We start from the raw sequence: 19,776 nt of genomic DNA, 5'->3' as shown, positions 1-19,776 counted from the left end.
GGGAACGGGCAATCCTTGACGCACTACTTAACGTGCCGGTAACTCTCTAAACGCTGCGCAGCCTTCGTTTCTCCCCTCCAAAACCCCAGGTAGGTGGACACAGATGAAAGCTCTTCGCCTTTCTCGTCCGCGGCTGATCGCCCTCGCCGCGGCTGCGGTCCTGCCCCTCACCCTCGCCACCCCCGCCTCGGCGGCCACCACCATCAGCTTCGACTGCCAGGCGGACGCGCCGGTCGTCGGACCGCAGAAGGTCGCACTGGACCAGGACGCCGACGTGACCGCGCCGGAGACCGTGGCACCCGGCGGGACGCTCGACGTGGTCATCGACCCCGCGCCGAACACGGTGCCCGGCGAGGTCAGCGGCAACACGGTGAAGGAGATCAACACCTTCGCGCTGAAGTTCCCGGTACCGGCCAACTCCACCTACGTGAGTGCCGATCTCGCCGGCGGATCCGGGCTGGGGTCGACCGCGCCCGAGATCGCGGTCGCCGACGGCGTCGCGACGCTGAGCTTCCCCGGGCCGATCGCCGGCGGCGCGACCTTCGAACTGCCCACCATCACCGTGCACCTCACGGCAGGCGACTCCGGGACGATCGAGACGAAACTGGCCGGGTCGAGCTACGACGATCCGGGCCTGACGTTCCAGGCGATCGCCAGCAGCATCATCGGCGACGTCACCGCCCCGACGGCCTGCTTCCCGTCTCCCAGCCCGGTCTTCACCACCACGACCATCGGCTGACCGCCCGGCTCCGGTGTGACCACCTTCGCGAGGCGGCCACACCGGAGCCGCGGTGTGCCAGAGTGTCGGACATGGCTGACGAACTGGTGCACTACACGGTGGCGGGCGGCACCGCCACGATCACCCTGGACTCCCCGCACAACCGCAACGCGCTGTCCGCGCAGCTGCGCCGGGAACTGAGTGCCGCGCTGGAGCGGGCCAAGGCCGACGACGCGGTGCGGGTCGTGCAGCTGACGCACACCGGTTCGGTCTTCTGCGCCGGCATGGACCTCAAGGAGGCCCGCGGCGCCGGGGCGGGCGACCAGGGCGTGAACGAGTTCCCGAAGATCCTCGACCAGCTCTGGAGCAGCCCCAAGCCGGTGGTTGCGCGGCTGGCCGGACCGGCCCGTGCCGGCGGCATCGGCATGGTCGCCGCGTGCGACATCGCGGTCGCCGTTCCCGAGGCCACGTTCGCGTTCTCCGAGGTCCGCATCGGCGTGGTGCCTGCGGTCATCTCCCTGACCGTGCTGCCTCGGCTGCAGCCGAGGGCCGCGCACGAACTTTTCCTCACCGGCGAGCTGTTCGACGCGCACCGCGCCGTGGAGATCGGCCTGCTCAACGCCTGTGTCCCGGCCGACGAGCTGGACGCCACCGTGGCCGGCTACCTCAGGTCACTCACCCTGGGCGGGCCGAAGGCCCTCGCCGCCACGAAGGAACTGCTCGGCCGCCCGCGCCCGGCCACCCCCGCGGACGGGTTCGCCGCGATGAACGAGCTGTCCGCCGGGTTCTTCGCGAGCGAGGAGGGCCAGGAGGGCATCCGTTCGTTCGCCGAGAAGCGCAAGCCGAACTGGGTGCCCGCGGACTGACCCGACCCGCGGCGGCCCCGGCACGCGACCGGAGCGTCAGGAATCCGCCAGCACCACGGTCAGCCGCCAGCCGTCCGCGCGGCCGTCGCCGGGCCCGAGTGCCCGCTGGGCGTCCGAGAGCACACTCCGGATCGCCAGGTAGGTCTTGGGCTCGGCACCGCGCAGCGCCTCCGATCCGGTCCAGATCAGCACGTGCTCGCCGCGCGGAAGCCACGACAGGTCTGTGAGCATGTCGTAGAGCGCGTCGAGGTTGCGGCCGAAATGCTCCGGGAACGACATCGCCGCGGCGATCGCGTCCAGCGTGCTCGGCTTGTCCACGGTGCTCCCGTCGACCCGGTGCGGGTAGGCACCGCGGGCGAAGGCCTGGTCCGCCGCGGCCTTCGCGTCCTCGCCCGCGCTCACCGGTTCGGGTCCACGACGACGAACGACGTGTAGTGGTCGCCGGTGTAGTACAGCTCCTGCGCCGCCCCGGTGACCAGCCGCCGCGGACCGCGGTCCGGGCTGCCCGGGGTTTTCACCGTGTACTCGTGGTAGTAGCCGGACTTCTCACTCGGCAAGACGTTCTCGCGATTCTGGAAGACGACGTCGTCGTTGTGCGGATACGGGTACGGGCCACCCCGGCGGATCAGCCGCCAGGTGTCACCCGCCTGCGACGGCAGCGCCGACAGCGGTTTCAGCGGCAGCCCGGACGCGGCGGCCCCGGGCACCTGCCCGGCGGAGGCCGCGGCCGGGGCGTTGCCGGACGGGGTGTCCGGTCCGCCGGTCCCCTCCTTCACCAGCCAGCCCCCGAGCACCAGCACGAGAAGACCGACGAGCGCGGCGGTGATCCGCCTACGGTTGACCATGGTTCGCCAGCTTAGGAGCCGCCGGGGCCCTCGTCGTCACGGGCCGTGCCGAGCCAGCGGGCGCAGCGTTCGACCAGCTTGTCGATGAGCCACGCGACCAGCAGGCACAGCGGCACGAGCACGACCATGACCAGCGCGAACTGCACGGGAAACCAGGCCTGGGCAAGCCACAGCTCCACCCCGTCCCACCAGTCGGCCAGCCCGTTCAGCACGAATGTGAGCCTACGCGCGCTCTGCTGCGCGAGGACGGTGAGGGGCGGTAGGTTGCTGCAATGTTCGCCGTATACGCGAAGGAACCCAACGCCGAGTCCCCGCTCGACTCTCTGGTCGTCGGCGAGCGGCCCGAACCCGAGGTGCCCGAGGGCTGGGTCCGGGTCACCGTCAAGGCCGCCAGCCTCAACATGCACGACCTGTGGACGTTGCGCGGCGTCGGCATCAAGCCCGACCAGTTCCCGATGATCCTCGGTTGCGACGGGGCCGGGACCCTGGACGACGGCACCGAGGTCGTGCTGCACTCGGTGATCAACGCGCCGGGCTGGCAGGGCGACGACACACTCGACCCGAAGCGCACGCTGCTCACCGAGAAGCACCAGGGCACGTTCGCCGACCAGGTCGTGGTGCCCGCGCGCAACGCGGTGCCCAAACCGGCCGGGCTGAGCTTCCCCGAGGCCGCGACCATGGGCACGGCCTGGCTGACCGCCTACCGGATGCTGTTCGTGAAGTCGGGACTGCGTCCCGGCCAGACGATGCTGGTGCAGGGTGCCTCCGGCGGGGTGTCGACCGCGCTGATCGCGCTCGGCCGCGCGGCCGGCTTCCGGGTGTGGGTCACCGGCCGTTCCGAGGAGAAGCGGGCGCTGGCCGAGAGCGTCGGCGCGCACCAGACGTTCGAATCCGGCGCCCGGCTGCCCGAGCGGGTGGACGCGGCGTTCGAGACCGTCGGCAAGGCCACCTGGGGACACACGCTGAAGTCGCTCAAGCCGGGCGGCGTGGTCGTGGTGTCCGGTTCCACCAGCGGACCGGACCCGTCAGCGGACCTGCAGCGGGTGTTCTTCCTGCAGCTGCGGGTGCTCGGCTCGACGATGGGCACGCGCGACGAACTGGCCGATCTACTCGGGTATCTGGACCTGAAGGGCATCACGCCGCAGATCGGCACCCAGCTGCCGTTCGCCGACGCGGCGGAAGGCTTCCGCGCGATGGCCGGCGGCGAGACGGCCGGGAAGATCGTCTTCACCCGCTGAAACCCCTGCTCCGGCCCGGGTCGGCCGCCTCACGCGGCGGCCCGGGCCGGGCTTCTACCCGGTGCGCGGTGAATCGTCAACACCCCGGATTCGCAACCGGATGGTGACCCCCGAAGTTCGACCTGTTTTCGACCTTGGGCGGTTAACCTGGAGAACATGACCGCGACGCAGCGGCCCGCACCCGCCGATCGGGGCGGCCGGCACCCCAGTGATCCGGAGCCGATCCGGGAGTCCTTCCGGCGCTTCGCCGGCGTGCGGACCCGGGTGCTCGAGGTCGGTCCACCGGTCGCCGAGGCGCCCCGGCGCGCCCGCCGCCGTCCGGCCGACAAGCCGAGCGCCCCTCGCCTCGTCCTGCTGCACGGCTACTGCGACAGCGCGGACACGTGGCGGCCGGTACTCGGCGAACTCGCCGCGGAAGGCATCGCGGCGGTCGCGGTCGACCTGCCCGGCTTCGGCGACGCGCAGCCACTGCGGCCCGGCCCGATGCTGCCGCAGCTCGACGCGTTCGCCGCCGCGGTGGTGCGCGAGCAGTCGGTGCTGGGGCCGGTGGTGCTCGCCGGCAACTCCCTCGGCGGCACGCTGGGCCTGCGCGCCGCGCAGAGCCCGCGGCTGCCGATGGCCGGGGTGGTGTCGATCGCCGCCCCCGGCCTGGTCGATTCGTGGCTGGTGCGCACGGTCGCACGCAACCCGCTGCCGTTGCGGCTGTACTCCTCGCTTCCGGTGCCGGTGCCCGGTTTCCTGGTCCGCGCGGTGGCCGAACAGATCGTGCCGAGGATTCTCTACGCCGACTCCCGGCACGCGGACGCCGGCCAGGTGCGCCGGTTCACCACGCTGTTCCCGGACTACCGCGCCACCACCCAGCGGCTGGAGCAGGCCCGCCAGCTCGTCGCCGAACTGACCGACGCCTACCACCTCGACCAGGTGCGTGTCCCGCTGCTCGTGGTGGCCTGTGGCAAGGACAAGCTCGTCACCTCGGCGTCCGGGAAACGGCTGCACACCCTGGTGCCGCACAGCCGGCTGCTGGTACGCGAGGACTGGGGCCACTGCCCGCAGCTCGACGATCCGCCGGAAGTCTCGCACCTGCTGTCCTTCTTCACCGCCGGGGCCGTGCGCGGTGCCGGCTTCGCGGTGCCCGAGGAGGCCGGGGCGAAGTCCGGATCGGACACCGCGACCGGCTGAAAGGACATCGGAATCGTCACGGTCGGGCATCGATCCGCCGGTCCCGGACCGGTGCACCGCTGACCTAGTACGGTGCGCTGCCAGAGCCCGTGGCCCGGGCTCGCTTCACGACCGCTTGAGGAGACGTCGATGTCCGCTCCGCGCAGCCTGGGTACCGGGTCCGGGATCTTCCGGCGCAAACCGATCGAGACGATCGAGGGGTCCGGTGACAGTGGCCTGCAACGCACGCTGGGGTTGCGCCAGCTGACCGCGATCGGCGTCGGCGGCATCATCGGCGCCGGCATCTTCTCCCTCGCCGGTGCGGTGGCGAACCAGACCGCCGGACCCGCGGTGCTGATCTCGTTCCTCATCGCCGGTATCGCGAGTGCCGCCGCGGCGTTCTCCTACGCCGAGTTCGCCGGGCTGATCCCGCGCGCCGGTTCGGCCTACACCTACGGCTACGCGGTGCTCGGCGAGATCGTCGGCTGGTTCATCGGCTGGGACCTGCTGCTGGAGTACACCGCGATCGTGTCCGTCGTGGCGATCGGCATCTCCGGCTATTTCAACGATCTGCTCAGTTTCCTGCACGTTTCGCTGCCGCAGTGGATGGCGGGCGCACCGGGCACCGAACCGGACGGCGTGGCCTCCGGCTCGTACAAGGTGAACCTGTTCGCCGTGCTGCTCTGCCTGCTGATCGCGTTCATCCTGAACCAGGGCATGAAGAACGCGGCGCGGTTCGAGACGCTGCTGGTGTACCTGAAGGTCGCGCTCGTCGTGCTGGTGGTCGTGGTCGGCGCGTTCCACATCAAGACCGGCAACTACAGCAACTTCTTCCCGTTCGGCGTCAGCGGCGCGTTCACCGGTGCGGCGACAGTTTTCTTCGCCGTTTTCGGCTACGACGCGATGTCCACGGCGGCCGAGGAATCGCAGGACTCCCAGAAGCACATGCCGAAGGCGATCATCTACTCGCTGGTGATCTCGATGGTGCTGTACGTGCTCGCCTGCCTCGTGCTGACCGGCATGGTGAAGTACACCGACATCGACCCGGACGCGGCGTTCTCCGACGCCTTCGCGAAGGTGGGCCTCGGCTGGCTGGGCGCGGTGATCGCGGTCGGCGCGATCATCGGCATCCTCACCGTGCTGTTCACCTTCATGCTCGGCGCGACCAGGGTCGGCTACTCGATGAGCCGGGACGGCCTGCTGCCCAAGTGGTTCTCGAAGACGCACTCGGTACGCAAGGTGCCTTCCCGGATGACCTGGGTTCTGGGGATCGCGTCGGCCATCATCGCGGGCGTGCTGCCGATCAACGAGGCCGCCGAGCTGACGAACATCGGAATTCTGCTGGCTTTCGTGGTCGTCTGCATCGCGGTGATCGTGCTGCGCTACCGGCGTCCGGACCTGCCCCGTACGTTCAAGACCCCGGGCATGCCGGTGGTGCCGATCATCGGCGTCGTGTTCTCGATCTGGCTGATCACCTTCCTGAAGCCGGAAACGTGGTGGCGCTTCGGCATCTGGTTCGTGATCGGCATGGCGGTCTACTTCGGCTACAGCCGGCGGCACTCCCTGCTGCACCGCACCGGTCCAGCCGAGTCGGAGTCCACTTCGGACTGAGCAGGCGGGCCGCCCTCATCGACCCCGGGGGCGGCCCGTGCTCCGTTCAGCGCAAGCGATCGATCCGGCCCGCGGCCGCCTTCGCCTCAGCACGCAGACGTTCCACAATGGACGCGGCGGATCCGTCCCCGGCGAGCGGGTAGGTCTGCCCGGCCCACAACGACATCGCCTCCGGATCACCGGCGCGTCCGGCTGCGGCGCGCACCGGCTTGCTCAGGTGGTGCAGCTGCGGGTAAGCCGCGGGCGCGTCGGCGGAAAGGTCGCTGAGCACGCGGTTCATCATGCCGCGGGCCGGGCGGCCGCTGAACGCCCGCGTGAACGCCGTCCGGCGCCCCGCCTCGGCCAGCGCCCGCCGCTGCGGGTCGGCCGTACCGGCCTCGGTGGCCTGCAGGAACGCCGTGCCCAGCTGGGCGGCTGAGGCACCCGCGGCGAGCACGGCGGCCACGTCGGCGCCGTGCACCAGCCCACCCGAAGCCACCAGCGGCAGGCTCGTCCGCGCGCCGATCAGCCGCAGCAGCGCCAGCAGCCCGTACTGTTCGCCGCCTGCCGGGTCCGTGGCGTCGTCGGTGAACAGCGCACGGTGGCCACCGGCCTCCATTCCCTGCACCACCAGCGCGTCCGCACCGCGCGACGCGGCGAGGTCGGCCTCGTCCGGGCTCGTGACCGAGACCAGCACCTTGCCGCCGGCCTCGTGCACCCGCTGCACCTCGGCCGAGGTCGGGGCACCGAAGGTGAACGAGACCAACGGGACCTGCCGCTGCACCACCAGGTCGAGCTTCGCGGGGTACTCGTCGTCGTCCCACGCCGGTTCACCGGGTTCGACGCCGTAGCGCAGCGCTTCGGCCAGCATCCGTTCGCGGTGCGCGGTGAGGTCGGCGGCGGAACGGCTGCCGGGGACGAACAGGTTGGCGCCGTAGCGGCCGCCGGTGAGGTCGGCAGTGTGCGCGAGCTTGGCCTCGAACGTCTCGATCGAGAGGTAGCCCGAGGGCAGGAACCCGAGACCGCCTGCCGCGGTGACCGCACCGATCAGCTCGGGCGTGCTCGGCCCGCCGGCCATCGGCGCGGCGAGCACGGGGAACTCCAGGTCTTCGAACATGACCGGAGCCTAGTCCCGGCAGATTTCGCGGCCTTCCCGCGTTGGAAAGGACATGACTGTCGATCTGGCCACCGTACGCACCCTTTCGCTGCAGGAAAACGGGCTCGCGACCATCGCGACCACCCGCACCGACGGAACCGTGCACAGCACGGTCGTCAACGCCGGCGTCCACCCCGACCCGGTGACCGGCGTGCCCTGCGTCGCCTTCATCGCCCGCGGCGACGCACGGAAGCTCGCCCTGCTGCGCCACACCGGCCACGCCACGGTGACCTTCCGCCGCGGCTGGCACTGGGCGTCGGTGACCGGCCGCACCCACCTCCTCGGCCCGGACGACCCGGACCAGGCCTTCCCCGCGGCCGACCTGCCGACACTGCTGCGCGAGGTGTTCACGTCCGCAACCGGCACCCACGAAGACTGGACCGAGTACGACCGCGTCATGGCAGCCGAACGCCGCACCGCGGTCCTCGTCACCGCAGACCGAATCCTGGGCGTGGCGTGATCTTGTTACGAACCGGGCGTCCACCCGGTTAACCGGAACTCACCCGATCGCGGGGACCTTGTTGCCTGATCGTCAACTGCTGGTAAATCGTCTTGTTCGTCCTGTTTCTCGGGGGCAGGGTCCATCCGGCACACCCGCTTCGACGAGAGGACCATCATGACCGACCAGCCCCCGACCGCCCGCCACCGCTGGCTGAAGCGCACCCTGGTGACCGGCGCGTTCGCCGTCCCGATGCTCGCACTGGCCGGTGGCTCTGCCTCGGCCGCCGAACTCACCCCGATCGCGGAGTACCTCGACTCGACGGTCGCGAGCACGTCGGCCTCCTTGGTGAGCGCATTGGCCACCCTGCTCGGCGTGAGCTGACCCGGCCACCGCCCACGTCCCGCCGGGTGGCGGGGCGTGGGACCGGGCAGGGCTCCGTGGGTACAGGCGTGGACGTGACTCCTGCCCGCCGGCCGTGCGGCCGCCCAGCAACTCGTCCGGAACCAGCCCCGGCCGGTCAGCCGGCCAAGCGGCCACCCAGCAACTCGTCCGGAACCAGCCCCGGCCGGTCAGCCGGCCAAGCGGCCACCCAGCAACTCGTCCGGGACCAGCCGCACCGGGAACGGCCGCAGTGCCTCGTACGACTCGGCTCCGGCGGCTTTGGCGACCTGCTGATAGCAGCCGTCACTGTCCACCTCGAACACCGTGATCGCCGGTGCGACCGGGTCGATCACCCAGTAGCTCGGCACCCCCAGCCGTTCGTAGGCGGCCTTCTTGGTGTTGAGGTCGTGGATCGCCGTGCTCGGGGACAGCACCTCGACCGCGAGCACGGGCGGCGCCGGCAGGTCCGTGTCGGTGAAGTCCTCGGCTCGTCCGACCAGGACGTCCGGCTGCAACTCGACACTGTCACCGGAGTGCACAGCGAACGGCGCGGTCAGTACCTCCAGGTCCGGCGGCCGCGCAGATTCGAGCGCGAACGACAAGAGCAAGACTACTTTCTGATGTCTGAAACCCGGTGCGGGACTCACGACGAGCACCCCGTCGATGAGTTCGTGACGGCGGCCATCCTCTGGCATCCCCTCGAGGTCGCGCACCGTCATGGGACCTGCTCCGGGCGGATGCTCGATGTCCGTCATGACCGTCATGGTGCTCTCCTTTCCCTGTCCGCACCAGAGCACAGCAGAGGCCACCGACAGAAACGGCGGCCACGGGCATCCCGCGGCCGCCGTTCACCCGTAAGAGTGGGGCTTACTTCTTGTTCTTCCCGTTGTCCTCAGTGGACAGTGCGGCGACGAAGGCCTCCTGCGGGACCTCGACCCGGCCCACGGTCTTCATCCGCTTCTTGCCTTCCTTCTGCTTCTCCAGCAGCTTCCGCTTGCGGGAGATGTCCCCGCCGTAGCACTTGGCGAGCACGTCCTTGCGGATCGCGCGAATCGTCTCGCGCGCGATGATCCGCGAGCCGATCGCGGCCTGGATCGGCACCTCGAACTGCTGGCGCGGGATCAGCTCGCGCAACCGCGTGGCCATCCGGTTGCCGTAGGTGTAGGCCGCCTCCTTGTGCACGATCGCGGAGAACGCGTCCACCGTCTCGCCCTGCAGCAGGATGTCGACCTTCACCAGATCGGCCATCTGCTCGCCGGCCTCCTCGTAGTCGAGCGAGGCGTACCCGCGGGTGCGGGACTTCAGCGTGTCGAAGAAGTCGAAGATGATCTCCGCGAGCGGGATCTGGTACCGCAGCTCCACCCGCTCCTCGGACAGGTAGTCCATCCCCAGCAGCGTGCCGCGCTTGGACTGGCAGAGCTCCATGATCGTGCCGACGAACTCCGAGGGCGCGAGGACGCTCACCTTCGACACCGGCTCGTGCACCTCGGCGATCTTCAGCCCGGTCGGCCAGTCCGACGGGTTGGTGACCACGACCTCGGTGTGGTCCTCCAGCAGCACCCGGTACACCACGTTCGGCGCGGTCGAGATGAGGTCGAGGCCGAACTCCCGCTCGAGCCGGTCGCGGGTGATCTCCAGGTGCAGCAGGCCGAGGAAACCGCAGCGGAAGCCGAAGCCCAGTGCCACCGACGTTTCCGGCTCGTACGTCAGCGCGGCGTCGTTGAGCTGCAGCTTCTCCAGCGCCTCGCGCAGCTCCGGATAGTCCGATCCGTCCACCGGGTACAGCCCGGAGAACACCATCGGCTTCGGTTCGCGGTAGCCGGCCAGCGGCTGTTCCGCGCCGCCCCGCTCGGCGGTCACGGTGTCGCCGACCTTCGACTGGCGCACGTCCTTCACGCCGGTGATCAGGTAGCCGACCTCGCCGACGCCCAGGCCCTTGCTGGCTTTGGGCTCCGGCGAGATGATGCCGACCTCCAGCAGCTCGTGCGTGGCGCCGGTGGACATCATCCGGATCTTCTCGCGCGGGGTGATCCGGCCGTCCACCACGCGGATGTAGGTGACCACGCCGCGATAGGTGTCGTAGACCGAGTCGAAGATCATCGCCCGGGGCGGCGCGTCCGCGTCGCCGACCGGCGGCGGGACCTGGCGCACGCACTCGTCGAGCAGCTCGGTCACGCCCATGCCGGTCTTCGCCGACACCCGCAGCACGTCGGTCGGCTCGCAGCCGATGATGTGCGCGATCTCGGCCGCGTACTTGTCCGGATCGGCCGAGGGCAGGTCGATCTTGTTGAGCACCGGGATGATGTGCAGGTCGTTCTCGAGCGCCAGGTACAGGTTGGCCAGGGTCTGCGCCTCGATCCCCTGCGCGGCGTCGACCAGCAGGATCGCGCCCTCACAGGCTTCCAGCGCGCGGGAGACCTCGTAGGTGAAGTCGACGTGGCCGGGGGTGTCGATCAGGTGCAGCACGTGGTCCTGGCCGTCCAGGCGCCACGGCAGCCGCACGTTCTGCGCTTTGATCGTGATGCCGCGTTCCCGCTCGATGTCCATCCGGTCGAGGTACTGCGCGCGCATGGCCCGTTCCTCGACGACGCCGGTGAGCTGCAGCATCCGGTCGGCCAGGGTCGACTTGCCGTGGTCGATGTGCGCGATGATGCAGAAGTTGCGAATGAACTCCGGCGGCGTGAAGGTGGTGTCGGCGAACGTCTTGGGCGCTGTCACTCGGGCTGTCCTCGGGATGGTCGGGGGTGTCCGGACACCATGTTCCCATGGACCTCCGGGTGCGGGTGGGGGTCATCCCCGATGCGGGGTCGTGAAGCTCGTGGTGACCTCGAAGGATGACCACTTCGCATTCCTCCGCGCCCGACCCCGGCGGCGGCCTGGAGGCCGCGCTGGACCGGGCGTTCGGGCACCCCAGCGGCATGCTCGGCCGGCTCGGCGGCCGGCTGATGGCGCTCGGCAACGCGGCCACCGAACGCCGTCTCGTCGACCTCGCCCGGCTCGAACCCGACGAGACGGTGCTCGTCGTCGGCCCCGGCCCCGGGGTCGGCCTCGACGCCGCGAGCCGGCTGGCCGGCGAGGTGATCGGCGTCGAGCCGTCCGCCGAGATGCGTGCGCTCTGCCAGGAACGCTGTGGCGACCGGGCCGAGCTGCGGACAGGCACGGCGGCCCGCACCGGCTCCGCGGACGCCTGCGTGGACGTGGTGCTGACGGTGAACAACGTCCAGCTGTGGGACGACCGGCCGGCCGCGTTCGCCGAACTGCTGCGGGTGCTGCGTCCCGGCGGACGGCTGTTGCTGTCCGCGCACGAGAAGTGGCTGCCGGTCACCCGGCACGAACTCGCCGACGAAGCCACCGCCGCGGGCTTCACCGACCTGCAGACCTGGACCTGGGACCCGCCCGGTTTCGCCGCGCTGGCCGCGCAGCTGCGGGCACGCAGGCCGGGCTAACGCTTGTCGCGGCGCAGTGGATGGTCCTCGGGCACTTCGACGAGCACGATGCGCAGCCCGTCCGGATCGGTGATCCACGCCTCGTCCGTCCCCCAGGGCTCGCGTTGCGGCCCGCGCACCGGGCGGACACCGCGCCCGGCCAGTTCGGCGAGCACCGCGGGCAGATCACGGACCTGCAGGAAGAGGTTGACGTCCTGGCTCGGGGTGCTCTCCCCGGTGCCGACCACCTCGATCGAGCCGCCACCGGCGAAGAACCTCGTGCCGCCGGGGAATTCACGTTCGACCGCCAGCCCGAGCGTGTCCCGGTAGAACGCCGTCGAGACCTGCGGATCGCGGGGGTGGATCAGCACCCGGCTGCTCAGTACTTCCATGGCTGCATCCCTACTCCAGCGGCTCAGGCGACCGCAATCGCGGCGATCCCGGCCAGCACCACGACCGAGCCCACCAGCCGGCGTACCGCGTTGCGCTCCCCCAGCAGCAGCCACGCGGCGACCCCGCCGAGCACGATCGAGAGCTCCCGAGCCGGTGCGACGAGGCTCACCGGCGCGATCCGCAGCGCGTACAGCACCAGCAGGTACGCCACCGGCGAAGCGATGCCGACGAGCAGCACTTCGCGGCGGTGGTCCCGCCAGAGCCGCCCGACCTCGGCCCGGCCCCGCATGGCCGCCGGCGCGAGCAACAGGCTCTGCCCCAGCGCACCGCCACCGAAGTACACCAGCGGAGGTACCCCGACCGAGGTGACCGAATGGGCGTCCCAGAGGGTGTACGCCGCGATCGTGGCGCCGGTGAGCACGCCGTAGAAGATCCCGGCTCGCCGTGCCCCGGCCGCGGCGTCGCTGCCGCCGAGACTGATCACGAGCACGCCGGCCACCACGAGGAACGCACCGACGAGCCCGAGCACACCCGGCCGCTCGTGCAGCACGAGAACTGCCGCGAGAACCGACAGCAGCGGCCCGGTGCCGCGCGCGAGCGGATAGACCAGCGACAGGTCGCCGACGTGGTAACCGCGCTGCAGCACGATCCCGTACCCGACGTGGAAGACGGCCGTGACGAGCGCGGCACCCAGCCAGCTCCACTGTGGACGCTCCGGCTCGACGACCAGCGCGACCACCACGATCGGCAGCATGAGCACCGCGGAGACGGTGTAGTAGAGCCAGACGAAGCGCGCGCCGCCGCCGGAGACCCGCTTGGCCGCGAGATTCCAGACCGCGTGCACGACCGCGGCGACGAGGACCATGGCGAGCGCAGTGCCGTTCACGAGAACCCTTCTGGTCTTCCGCGCACGCCGAAGACCGGGTCCTCCAGGCTTTTGTCCCGTCAGATGAACGGCCGGCACCCTGTCTCGGCCGACGGTGCCGCTCGGACCAGCCCCACCGGCCCTCGTTGTCTCGACGGCCACTCGGCGGAGCGGCCACGGGCCGGCGGCGGAACCCTAGGCACTATCGAGATCCACGGTAACCGACGGCGCAAGGGGGCACCGTCGGAGTGTGCGGGCCCGGACTGTTAAGCTGCTCGCTCGTTGCCGTGCGGCATTCCGTCAGGGAGGAAACCCGGCCGCCTTCGCGGGCGTCCCGGAGCCGAAACGTCGCGGCGACGACCTTCACCGAGTGAAAGCAGGATCCCTCCATGGCCAACATCAAGTCGCAGATCAAGCGCATCACCACGAACGAGAAGGCGCGGCAGCGCAACCTGGCGATCCGGTCCTCGGTGAAGACCGCGATCCGCAAGTTCCGCGAAGCCGCCGAGTCGGGCGACAAGGACAAGGCCCTCGAGCTCCAGCGCGAGGCCGCCCGCAAGCTCGACAAGGCCGTCACCAAGGGCGTCATTCACGCCAACCAGGCCGCGAACAAGAAGTCCGCGATCGCGAAGCGCGCGAACCAGCTCTGAGGCTCGTTCTCGGAAGGCCCGGCGACCTCGGTCACCGGGCCTTTCGTGTGTCCGGGCTTGGTGTGTCCCGCTCGGTACATCCGGGCTTGGCGTGGCCGGACTTGGCGTGGCCCGGCTCGCTACATCCAAGCTCGGTGTCTCGGGTTCGGAATCTCAGAATCCGACGTTTCGCACGCTCCTCGGGCAAGAGGCCACGCGTCTCCGGGGCCGACGTTTCCGATCCGTCAATCTCCAGGGCCGGTGTCTCCGAGCGCGACATCCCCGAGGCGGTGTCGCCAGGCCCGACTTCTGCGGGGCTGGTGTCTCGGGTCCTGCTTCTTGGGTTCTGCGCCGCAGGTTCGTTCAGGCTCGCTGTCAGGCCGGGCCGGGTACCGCGACCTCCGCTCGGACTCGATGCCTCGCATCCAGTGCCGCAAGTCCCACCCGAGCACAATGCCCCAGGTCCGGCGCCACAAGTCCCACCCGGGCACGATGCCTCGGAACCGGTGCCGCGAGCCCCCTGGCTCGGTGCCTCAGGGCCGGTGCCACAACTCCCACTCTGGGTCGGCGCCTCGGATTCCGGACGCAACGTCCGGGGGCCGAACCCGGCAACCGGCTGACACCTCGTCCGCCGTTCGCCGCAGCACCCCGGGAGAGCCTCGGCACCCAACCAGACACCGAGTGGGTTCCCCGCTTCACCACCCCAGCACAGGCACGCCACCCGACCAGACACCGAGCGGGTCCCTCACACCAACACCCGTAACACAGGCACGCCACCAGCCAGAACCTCACGGATTCCTCAGTCCGGCGCCCGAAGACAAGCTCGGCAGCCAGCCAGACACCGCGCGGACCCCGGCTCCAGCATCGGTACCTCGGCTCCGCCGGACCACGGCTTCTGGCGCCCGCGACTGCCCGTTCCTCGCGGAGGCCTTGCCGAGCACTTCACTCCGGGCGCATCGTCGGCCGGCGCCGGATTTACGGCGCCCAGCTGCGTCGTCGGGGCGCGTGGCGGTGCCGGCTGCGCGTCTCGCCGGTGTACCGCAGGTTCAGCGTTCGCCTTTCGCGGTCACTACCTCGACCACCGCTCGTTCCAGGGCGTAGTCCGCGTCGGCGGCCGCGCCTTTCACCTCGGCGTTCAGCCTTGCCACCACGCGCATCGCGGCGGCAAGGCCGTCTTGGCCCCAGCCTCGGGACTGGCCTTGCGCCTTGCGGATCTTCCACGGCGGCATGCCGAGCTCGCCGGCCATCTGGTTCGGGTTGCCGCGGCCCGCCGCCGAGACGCGGGCGATGGTGCGGACCGCGTCAGCCAGCGCGTCGGCGACCAGGACGTGTGGGACTCCCAGCTGCATCGCCCAGCGCAGCGACTCCAGAGCAGCCGCACGGTCGCCACCCACGGCTTTCTCCGCGACCGCGAACCCGGTCACGTCCGCCCGCCCGGTGTGGTAGCGGCGTACGGCCTGCTCGTCGATCGCGCCGCCGGTGTCGGCGACCAGCTGGGTCGCCGCCGAGGACAGTTCGCGCAGGTCGGACCCCACGGAATCGAGCAAGGCCTGCACCCCGGCCGCGTCGATCTTGCCGCCCGCGCGGCGAACCTCGTTACGCACGAACGATTCCCGCTCGGCAGGCTTGGTGAGCTTGGCGCATTCGGTGATCTCCGCGCCCGCCTTTTTCAGCGCGGCGGGCAGCGCCTTCGCCGCCTTGCTGCGCCCGCCGCCGCTGTGCACGACCACGAGCACCACGCCTTCGGCCGGCGCCTTCAGATAGCCGAGCACGGCATCGGACAGGTCCTGCGAGATGTCCTGCGCCGACTCCAGTACGATCACCCGGCCCTCAGCGAAAAGCGAAGGGCTCACCATCTCGGCCAGCTCCGGCGGTGTGAGTTCGGACACGCGCATCCGGGTCAGGTCGGCCGTCGAGTCCGCGGCCCGTGCCGCGTCCAGTGCGGCACGCACGGCCCGTTCGATGAGCAGTTCTTCCTCGCCGGTGACGAGGTGCAGCGGCGCGGGTGCGGTGGTCACCCGGACATCTTCTCACCCGGCCACCGGTGCGCCCGCTCCGGTGATCTGGCCCGCCTCCGTGGCACGAGGCGATCGGTGTGTCGTACGGTGTAGCCCAGGCAGCGCCCACCGCGGCGCGCCCACAACCGAATACCGCTCATCCAGAGGGGCAGAGGGAACGGCCCGACGAAGCCCCGGCAACCGGCGTACAGCCCGTCATCCCGCGATCGCGGGGTAGCTGACGACCACGGTGCCAATTCCGGCCCGCCACAGCGGGACAGATGAGGAAAGGAACCTCGCGATGACCGCATCCCTCGGCACGACCTCCACCTCCACCAAGCTCGACCTCGGCCCCGCCGTCGAGCTGGTGTCGAAGGAAGAGGGACACCGGCAGCCGCTCGCCCCGGAGTTCGTGTCCGCCGAGGACTTCTCGCCGCTCGAGGTCGCCTACGACTTCGGCCGTGTGCGCCGCGAGGACATCGAGTCCGGCCCCAAGAACATCTGGCGTTACAAGAAACTCCTTCCCGTCCCCTCGACCGTCGAGGAGACCCCGAACACCGAACCGGGCGGCACCCGGCTGGTGCGCGCCGACCGGCTCGCCAAAGCACTCGGGCTGAAGCGCGTGTGGGTCAAGGACGACACCGGCAACCCCACCCACTCGTTCAAGGACCGTGTGGTCGCCGTGGCACTGGCCGCCGCCCGCGAGTTCGGCTTCGAGGTCCTCGCGTGTCCCTCGACCGGCAACCTGGCCAACGCGACCGCGGCCGCCGCCGCGCGCGCGGGCTGGCGGTCGGTCGTGCTGATCCCGAAGTCCCTCGAACGCGCCAAGATTCTCACCACCGCGGTCTACGACGGCGACCTGGTCGCCGTCGACGGCAACTACGACGACGTGAACCGGCTCGCCACCGAACTGGCCGCCGAGCACCCGAAGTGGGCTTTCGTCAACGTCAACGTCCGCCCCTACTACTCCGAGGGTTCGAAGACGCTCGGCTTCGAGGTCGCCGAACAGCTCGGCTGGCGCCTGCCGGAACAGATCGTGGTGCCCATCGCCTCCGGTTCCCAGCTGACCAAGGTGGACAAGGGTTTCCGCGAACTCGGCCAGCTCGGTCTGGTGGAATCGAGCCCGTACAAGGTGTTCGGTGCCCAGGCCACCGGCTGCTCCCCGGTGTCGACGGCCTACCGCAACGGGCACGACGTGGTCCAGCCGGTGAAGCCCGACACCATCGCCCGCTCGCTCGCGATCGGCAACCCGGCCGACGGCCCCTACGTTCTCGACGTGGTCAACCGCACCGGTGGCGCGATCGAGGACGTGACCGACGAGGAGGTCGTGGAGGGCATCCGGCTGCTCGCCCGCACCGAAGGCATCTTCACCGAGACCGCGGGCGGCGTCACCGTCGCCACCGCCAAGAAGCTGGTGGAGACCGGCAAGCTCGACCCGGACGCCGAAACCGTGCTCCTGATCACCGGCGACGGCCTCAAGACCCTCGACGCGGTGGAGAACCACGTCGGCCCGAAGGCCACGGTGCCGCCGTCCACGGACGCCGTGAGCAAGGCCCTCGGCTACTGAGCCGAGACCCGGGCCACAGCACCTCCGGCGGTGGTGGCTGTCTCCACAGCCACCACCGCACAGCGAAGGGCGACCTAGCCGGCTAATGCGGCGGCCCGCGCGGCTCTCCGCGGCGCGCGACCGCCGGCCCGCCGTCCCCGGGCAGCACCGCGGTGTCTCCGTCGAGGTCGGTCCGGGTGACCAGGACACCCAACGTGCCCAGTACGTCCACTGTGGACTTGCTCGGATGCCCGTACCCGTTGTCCGCGCCGACGCTGATCAACGCCGCACGCGGGCGTACCGCGGCGAGAAACTGCGGCAGCGAGTACTTCGAACCGTGGTGCGGAACCTTGAGCACGTCCGCACGGAGATCCGCCCCTTCGGCCAGCAAGTCGGCCTGTGCGGCGAGTTCGACATCTCCGCTCAGCAGCACCCGGCCGGCCGGCGTGGTCGCGCGCAGCACCAGCGAACTGTTGTTGATCATCGTGCCGTCCTGGAGGGCCGGCGACCGCCTGCTGGCGTAGCGCGGCCCGAGGACGTCGAGGGACAACCCCGGCCAGTCCAGCCGCTGTCCCTGGCTCAGCTGTACCAGCGGTACCCGATGCTGCGCGGCCTCCGAGGAAACCTGCTGCCACGCCCACGCGGGCGCCCGCCCTGGCCCGACCGCGACCGCACCGACGGCCCGCCCGTCGAACACGGACGCGAGCCCGCCCACGTGGTCGGCGTGCAGGTGACTCAGCACGATCAACGGCACGCGGTCGACGCCCAGCCGGTGCAGGCATTCGTCGACTGGTCCCGGTTCGGGTCCGGTGTCGACCACCACCGCGCGCCCGGGTTCGGCCGTGGCGAGGACGAGGGCGTCACCCTGCCCGACGTCGCACTCCACCACCGCCCATCCCTTCGGTGGCCAGCCGGGTTCCAGTACCCGTGCCGGGACGACCGCGAGCAGCACCACGACCAGCCCGACCGCCACGAGCACCCGCATCCGCCGGAACCGCAGCACCACGGCGACGAGCACCAGCACACCCGCCGCACACAGGCCGCCAAGCCAGCCACCGGGCCAGCCGAGCACCGCGCCGGGCGCCCGGGCACCCTGCCGGGCCACGGCGATCAGCCATCGTGCTTCCGGATCGGCCAGCCGTACCAGCAGATGCCCGGCCCCGGTCCACCACGGGCCGACGACCGTGGCCAGCACGCCCAGCACGGTGACCGGCGCGACCACCGGCGCGGCGAGCACGTTGGTGACCACTGAGACCAGGCTGACGGTGCCTGCCATCCCGGCGATCACCGGCGCGGTGACCACGAACGCCGCCAGCGGGACCGCCAGTCCTTCCGCGTAGCCCGGTGGAATCCCGCGCCGTGCCAGAGAATCCGCCCACCGCGGCGCGAGCAGTACCAGCCCGGCCGTCGCGAAGACCGACAACGCGAACCCGAAGTTTGCTGCCATCGCCGGATCCCACGCGACAAGCGCGCACACCGCGAACGCGAGCGCGGGCAGCGCGGAACCACGCCGACCCAGCGCCAGCGCGAGCAGCCCGACCGCACCCATCACTCCGGCCCGCACCACACTCGGTTCGGGGCCGACGAGGACCAAAAATCCAACCAGGCAACCACCGGCCGCCACCGCGGACAGCCTCGGTCCGGCCCGAAGCAGCCGGCACAGCAGCAGCACGGCACCGCACACAATGGCCACGTTCCCGCCGCTCACTGCCATCAGGTGGGTGAGCCCGGAGGCGGTGAACTCCTGCTCCACCTGTTGCGGCAGCGCACTCGTGTCTCCCAGTACGAGACCGGGCAACAGTCCCGCCGGTTCGTCGGGCAGGATCGAGCACAGGGAGTGCAATCCGCTCCGCAAGGCCTGCGCCGCCCGTTGCCACCAGGGCGCCGGTGTGGCCTCGGAAGGACTGCCACGGACGGAAAGCACTGCCACCGTCAGGTCGCCGCCTCGGGCGGGGGCGAGCCGTCCGGACGCGGTCACTTCCTGCCCCGGGAGCACCGTGCCCCATCCCGCGACCGGAGCGAGCAGGAGAACCCGCCCGGTCGATGCGATCGCCTGTCCGTCCACTGTGGCCGCTTCCGCCGCCACTGGAATCGCCACCGACCGCGTGCCGGCTTGCTGATCGGCGTAGCCCGCCTGGTGCATCGGACGCGGGCGTTCACTGATCTCGACGCGCAGCGTAGCCACGGTCCCCCGCGCCGCAGCTGACGCGAGTGAGTCGTGCTCGGCGCCGTGAATTCGTGCCGCAGTGGGGATCGCGGCGACAAGGCCAAGCAGCAGCAGAGCTCCGGCCGTACCGGTGAACCGGGCGCGGCCACGCACGAGGATTATCAGCGCCACGCCTGTCGCCAGGGCACCCACCACGACTGCTGCCCACCAGCCGAGCCGCAGCCCGGCGAGCGCGCCCGCCCACCCGGCGACAGCCGCCGGGACGAGGCGGAAATCGTGGTCACGCAAGGCCCGGCGCTCCGAGCGGCTGGTGATCGTCATCCGACGCTCACCTGCTCGCGCAGCTTCTCGAATTTGCTC

Annotated in this window: 20 protein-coding genes and 1 riboswitch; of the genes, 10 read left to right on the top strand and 10 right to left on the bottom strand. The window is 70.6% G+C overall.

The features are described from left to right. Positions 1-103 precede the first annotated feature (103 nt). The gene (locus BJY18_RS00100) at positions 104-739 is read left to right on the top strand and encodes a cyclase (protein WP_184776689.1); all 636 of its coding nucleotides are present in this window, start codon (positions 104-106) and stop codon (positions 737-739) included. A 71-nt stretch (positions 740-810) separates the two neighbouring features. Then, the gene (locus BJY18_RS00095; protein ID WP_184776688.1) at positions 811-1,584 is read left to right on the top strand and encodes an enoyl-CoA hydratase-related protein; all 774 of its coding nucleotides are present in this window, start codon (positions 811-813) and stop codon (positions 1,582-1,584) included. Positions 1,585-1,620: 36 nt separating this feature from the next. Here the strand turns inward: BJY18_RS00095 and BJY18_RS00090 are convergent, their stop codons facing one another. The 3 genes from BJY18_RS00090 to BJY18_RS00080 are packed head-to-tail and all read right to left on the bottom strand — an operon-like array spanning position 1,621 to position 2,641. Then, complete coding sequence (locus BJY18_RS00090) at positions 1,621-1,986, bottom strand: barstar family protein (RefSeq protein ID WP_184776687.1); 366 nt, start codon at positions 1,984-1,986, stop codon at positions 1,621-1,623. Then, complete coding sequence (locus BJY18_RS00085) at positions 1,983-2,429, bottom strand: guanyl-specific ribonuclease (RefSeq protein ID WP_184776686.1); 447 nt, start codon at positions 2,427-2,429, stop codon at positions 1,983-1,985. Before BJY18_RS00085 ends, BJY18_RS00090 begins: the two co-directional genes overlap by 4 nt. Before the next feature lie 11 nt (positions 2,430-2,440). Continuing rightward, positions 2,441-2,641 (bottom strand): hypothetical protein, encoded by a 201-nt coding sequence (locus BJY18_RS00080; protein ID WP_184776685.1) that lies wholly within the window; start codon positions 2,639-2,641, stop codon positions 2,441-2,443. 60 nt (positions 2,642-2,701) lie between these two features. Here BJY18_RS00080 and BJY18_RS00075 point away from each other — a divergent pair, with 60 nt between their 5' ends. From BJY18_RS00075 to BJY18_RS00065, 3 genes are all read left to right on the top strand, one after another. After that, positions 2,702-3,667 (top strand): zinc-binding dehydrogenase, encoded by a 966-nt coding sequence (locus BJY18_RS00075; protein ID WP_184776684.1) that lies wholly within the window; start codon positions 2,702-2,704, stop codon positions 3,665-3,667. Positions 3,668-3,823: 156 nt separating this feature from the next. Then, entirely contained in the window at positions 3,824-4,846 is a 1,023-nt protein-coding gene (locus BJY18_RS00070) for an alpha/beta fold hydrolase (protein WP_184776683.1), read from the top strand. Between the two features lie 129 nt (positions 4,847-4,975). Continuing rightward, positions 4,976-6,436 carry an amino acid permease gene (locus BJY18_RS00065; protein ID WP_184776682.1) on the top strand — a complete coding sequence of 487 codons (1,461 nt, stop codon included), beginning with the start codon at positions 4,976-4,978 and terminating at the stop codon, positions 6,434-6,436. A 46-nt stretch (positions 6,437-6,482) separates the two neighbouring features. Here BJY18_RS00065 and BJY18_RS00060 read toward each other — a convergent pair whose 3' ends face one another. Next, on the bottom strand, positions 6,483-7,532 hold the full coding sequence (locus tag BJY18_RS00060) for an NAD(P)H-dependent flavin oxidoreductase (RefSeq protein WP_184776681.1): 1,050 nt from the start codon (positions 7,530-7,532) through the stop codon (positions 6,483-6,485). A gap of 52 nt (positions 7,533-7,584) precedes the next feature. Here BJY18_RS00060 and BJY18_RS00055 point away from each other — a divergent pair, with 52 nt between their 5' ends. Beyond that, positions 7,585-8,031 (top strand): pyridoxamine 5'-phosphate oxidase family protein, encoded by a 447-nt coding sequence (locus BJY18_RS00055; RefSeq protein WP_184776680.1) that lies wholly within the window; start codon positions 7,585-7,587, stop codon positions 8,029-8,031. Between the two features lie 156 nt (positions 8,032-8,187). After that, the gene (locus tag BJY18_RS36530) at positions 8,188-8,394 is read left to right on the top strand and encodes a hypothetical protein (RefSeq protein WP_184785062.1); all 207 of its coding nucleotides are present in this window, start codon (positions 8,188-8,190) and stop codon (positions 8,392-8,394) included. 188 nt (positions 8,395-8,582) lie between these two features. Here BJY18_RS36530 and BJY18_RS00045 read toward each other — a convergent pair whose 3' ends face one another. Together BJY18_RS00045 and lepA are read right to left on the bottom strand one after the other, a co-directional pair. Beyond that, a complete protein-coding gene (locus BJY18_RS00045; protein ID WP_184776679.1) occupies positions 8,583-9,158 on the bottom strand; it encodes a Uma2 family endonuclease in 576 nt (191 codons plus the stop codon). Between the two features lie 103 nt (positions 9,159-9,261). Further along, complete coding sequence (gene lepA, locus BJY18_RS00040; protein WP_184776678.1) at positions 9,262-11,112, bottom strand: translation elongation factor 4; 1,851 nt, start codon at positions 11,110-11,112, stop codon at positions 9,262-9,264. Between the two features lie 116 nt (positions 11,113-11,228). Here lepA and BJY18_RS00035 point away from each other — a divergent pair, with 116 nt between their 5' ends. Beyond that, a complete protein-coding gene (locus BJY18_RS00035; RefSeq protein ID WP_184776677.1) occupies positions 11,229-11,840 on the top strand; it encodes a class I SAM-dependent methyltransferase in 612 nt (203 codons plus the stop codon). On the opposite strand, the gene BJY18_RS00030 is transcribed toward BJY18_RS00035, so the two are convergent. Further along, the gene (locus BJY18_RS00030) at positions 11,837-12,211 is read right to left on the bottom strand and encodes a VOC family protein (RefSeq protein WP_184776676.1); all 375 of its coding nucleotides are present in this window, start codon (positions 12,209-12,211) and stop codon (positions 11,837-11,839) included. The two genes, BJY18_RS00035 and BJY18_RS00030, sit on opposite strands and share 4 nt — an antisense overlap. Before the next feature lie 23 nt (positions 12,212-12,234). Beyond that, positions 12,235-13,098, bottom strand: coding sequence for a DMT family transporter (locus BJY18_RS00025; RefSeq protein WP_184776675.1), 864 nt, complete (start codon positions 13,096-13,098; stop codon positions 12,235-12,237). Positions 13,099-13,466: 368 nt separating this feature from the next. Between BJY18_RS00025 and rpsT the strand changes: the two genes are divergently transcribed. Then, a complete protein-coding gene (rpsT, locus tag BJY18_RS00020) occupies positions 13,467-13,727 on the top strand; it encodes a 30S ribosomal protein S20 (protein ID WP_120023376.1) in 261 nt (86 codons plus the stop codon). Between the two features lie 1,025 nt (positions 13,728-14,752). On the opposite strand, the gene holA is transcribed toward rpsT, so the two are convergent. Beyond that, a complete protein-coding gene (holA, locus tag BJY18_RS00015) occupies positions 14,753-15,724 on the bottom strand; it encodes a DNA polymerase III subunit delta (RefSeq protein WP_184776674.1) in 972 nt (323 codons plus the stop codon). 133 nt (positions 15,725-15,857) lie between these two features. Continuing rightward, positions 15,858-15,991: riboswitch (SAM riboswitch) on the top strand. Positions 15,992-16,004: 13 nt separating this feature from the next. Here holA and thrC point away from each other — a divergent pair. Beyond that, positions 16,005-17,270, top strand: coding sequence for a threonine synthase (thrC, locus tag BJY18_RS00010; RefSeq protein ID WP_184776673.1), 1,266 nt, complete (start codon positions 16,005-16,007; stop codon positions 17,268-17,270). A gap of 82 nt (positions 17,271-17,352) precedes the next feature. On the opposite strand, the gene BJY18_RS00005 is transcribed toward thrC, so the two are convergent. After that, entirely contained in the window at positions 17,353-19,737 is a 2,385-nt protein-coding gene (locus BJY18_RS00005) for a ComEC/Rec2 family competence protein (protein WP_184776672.1), read from the bottom strand. Positions 19,738-19,776 lie beyond the last annotated feature (39 nt).

This window comes from Amycolatopsis jiangsuensis, assembly GCF_014204865.1.
In the GTDB taxonomy this organism is placed as follows: Bacteria; Actinomycetota; Actinomycetes; order Mycobacteriales; family Pseudonocardiaceae; genus Amycolatopsis; species Amycolatopsis jiangsuensis.
Note: the sequence above shows the minus strand (reverse complement) of the source record. Positions and strands in the feature narration are given on the sequence as shown.

Bases quoted from the DNA above. Each gene is read 5' to 3' on its own strand.
- BJY18_RS00100 (WP_184776689.1), top strand. From the start codon at position 104: ATGAAAGCTCTTCGCCTTTCTCGTCCGCGGCTGATCGCCCTCGCCGCG.
- BJY18_RS00095 (WP_184776688.1), top strand. From the start codon at position 811: ATGGCTGACGAACTGGTGCACTACACGGTGGCGGGCGGCACCGCCACG.
- BJY18_RS00085 (WP_184776686.1), bottom strand. From the start codon at position 2,429: ATGGTCAACCGTAGGCGGATCACCGCCGCGCTCGTCGGTCTTCTCGTG.
- BJY18_RS00075 (WP_184776684.1), top strand. From the start codon at position 2,702: ATGTTCGCCGTATACGCGAAGGAACCCAACGCCGAGTCCCCGCTCGAC.
- BJY18_RS00070 (WP_184776683.1), top strand. From the start codon at position 3,824: ATGACCGCGACGCAGCGGCCCGCACCCGCCGATCGGGGCGGCCGGCAC.
- BJY18_RS00065 (WP_184776682.1), top strand. From the start codon at position 4,976: ATGTCCGCTCCGCGCAGCCTGGGTACCGGGTCCGGGATCTTCCGGCGC.
- BJY18_RS00060 (WP_184776681.1), bottom strand. From the start codon at position 7,532: ATGTTCGAAGACCTGGAGTTCCCCGTGCTCGCCGCGCCGATGGCCGGC.
- BJY18_RS00055 (WP_184776680.1), top strand. From the start codon at position 7,585: ATGACTGTCGATCTGGCCACCGTACGCACCCTTTCGCTGCAGGAAAAC.
- BJY18_RS36530 (WP_184785062.1), top strand. From the start codon at position 8,188: ATGACCGACCAGCCCCCGACCGCCCGCCACCGCTGGCTGAAGCGCACC.
- BJY18_RS00045 (WP_184776679.1), bottom strand. From the start codon at position 9,158: ATGACGGTCATGACGGACATCGAGCATCCGCCCGGAGCAGGTCCCATG.
- BJY18_RS00035 (WP_184776677.1), top strand. From the start codon at position 11,229: ATGACCACTTCGCATTCCTCCGCGCCCGACCCCGGCGGCGGCCTGGAG.
- BJY18_RS00030 (WP_184776676.1), bottom strand. From the start codon at position 12,211: ATGGAAGTACTGAGCAGCCGGGTGCTGATCCACCCCCGCGATCCGCAG.
- rpsT (WP_120023376.1), top strand. From the start codon at position 13,467: ATGGCCAACATCAAGTCGCAGATCAAGCGCATCACCACGAACGAGAAG.
- thrC (WP_184776673.1), top strand. From the start codon at position 16,005: ATGACCGCATCCCTCGGCACGACCTCCACCTCCACCAAGCTCGACCTC.
- BJY18_RS00005 (WP_184776672.1), bottom strand. From the start codon at position 19,737: ATGACGATCACCAGCCGCTCGGAGCGCCGGGCCTTGCGTGACCACGAT.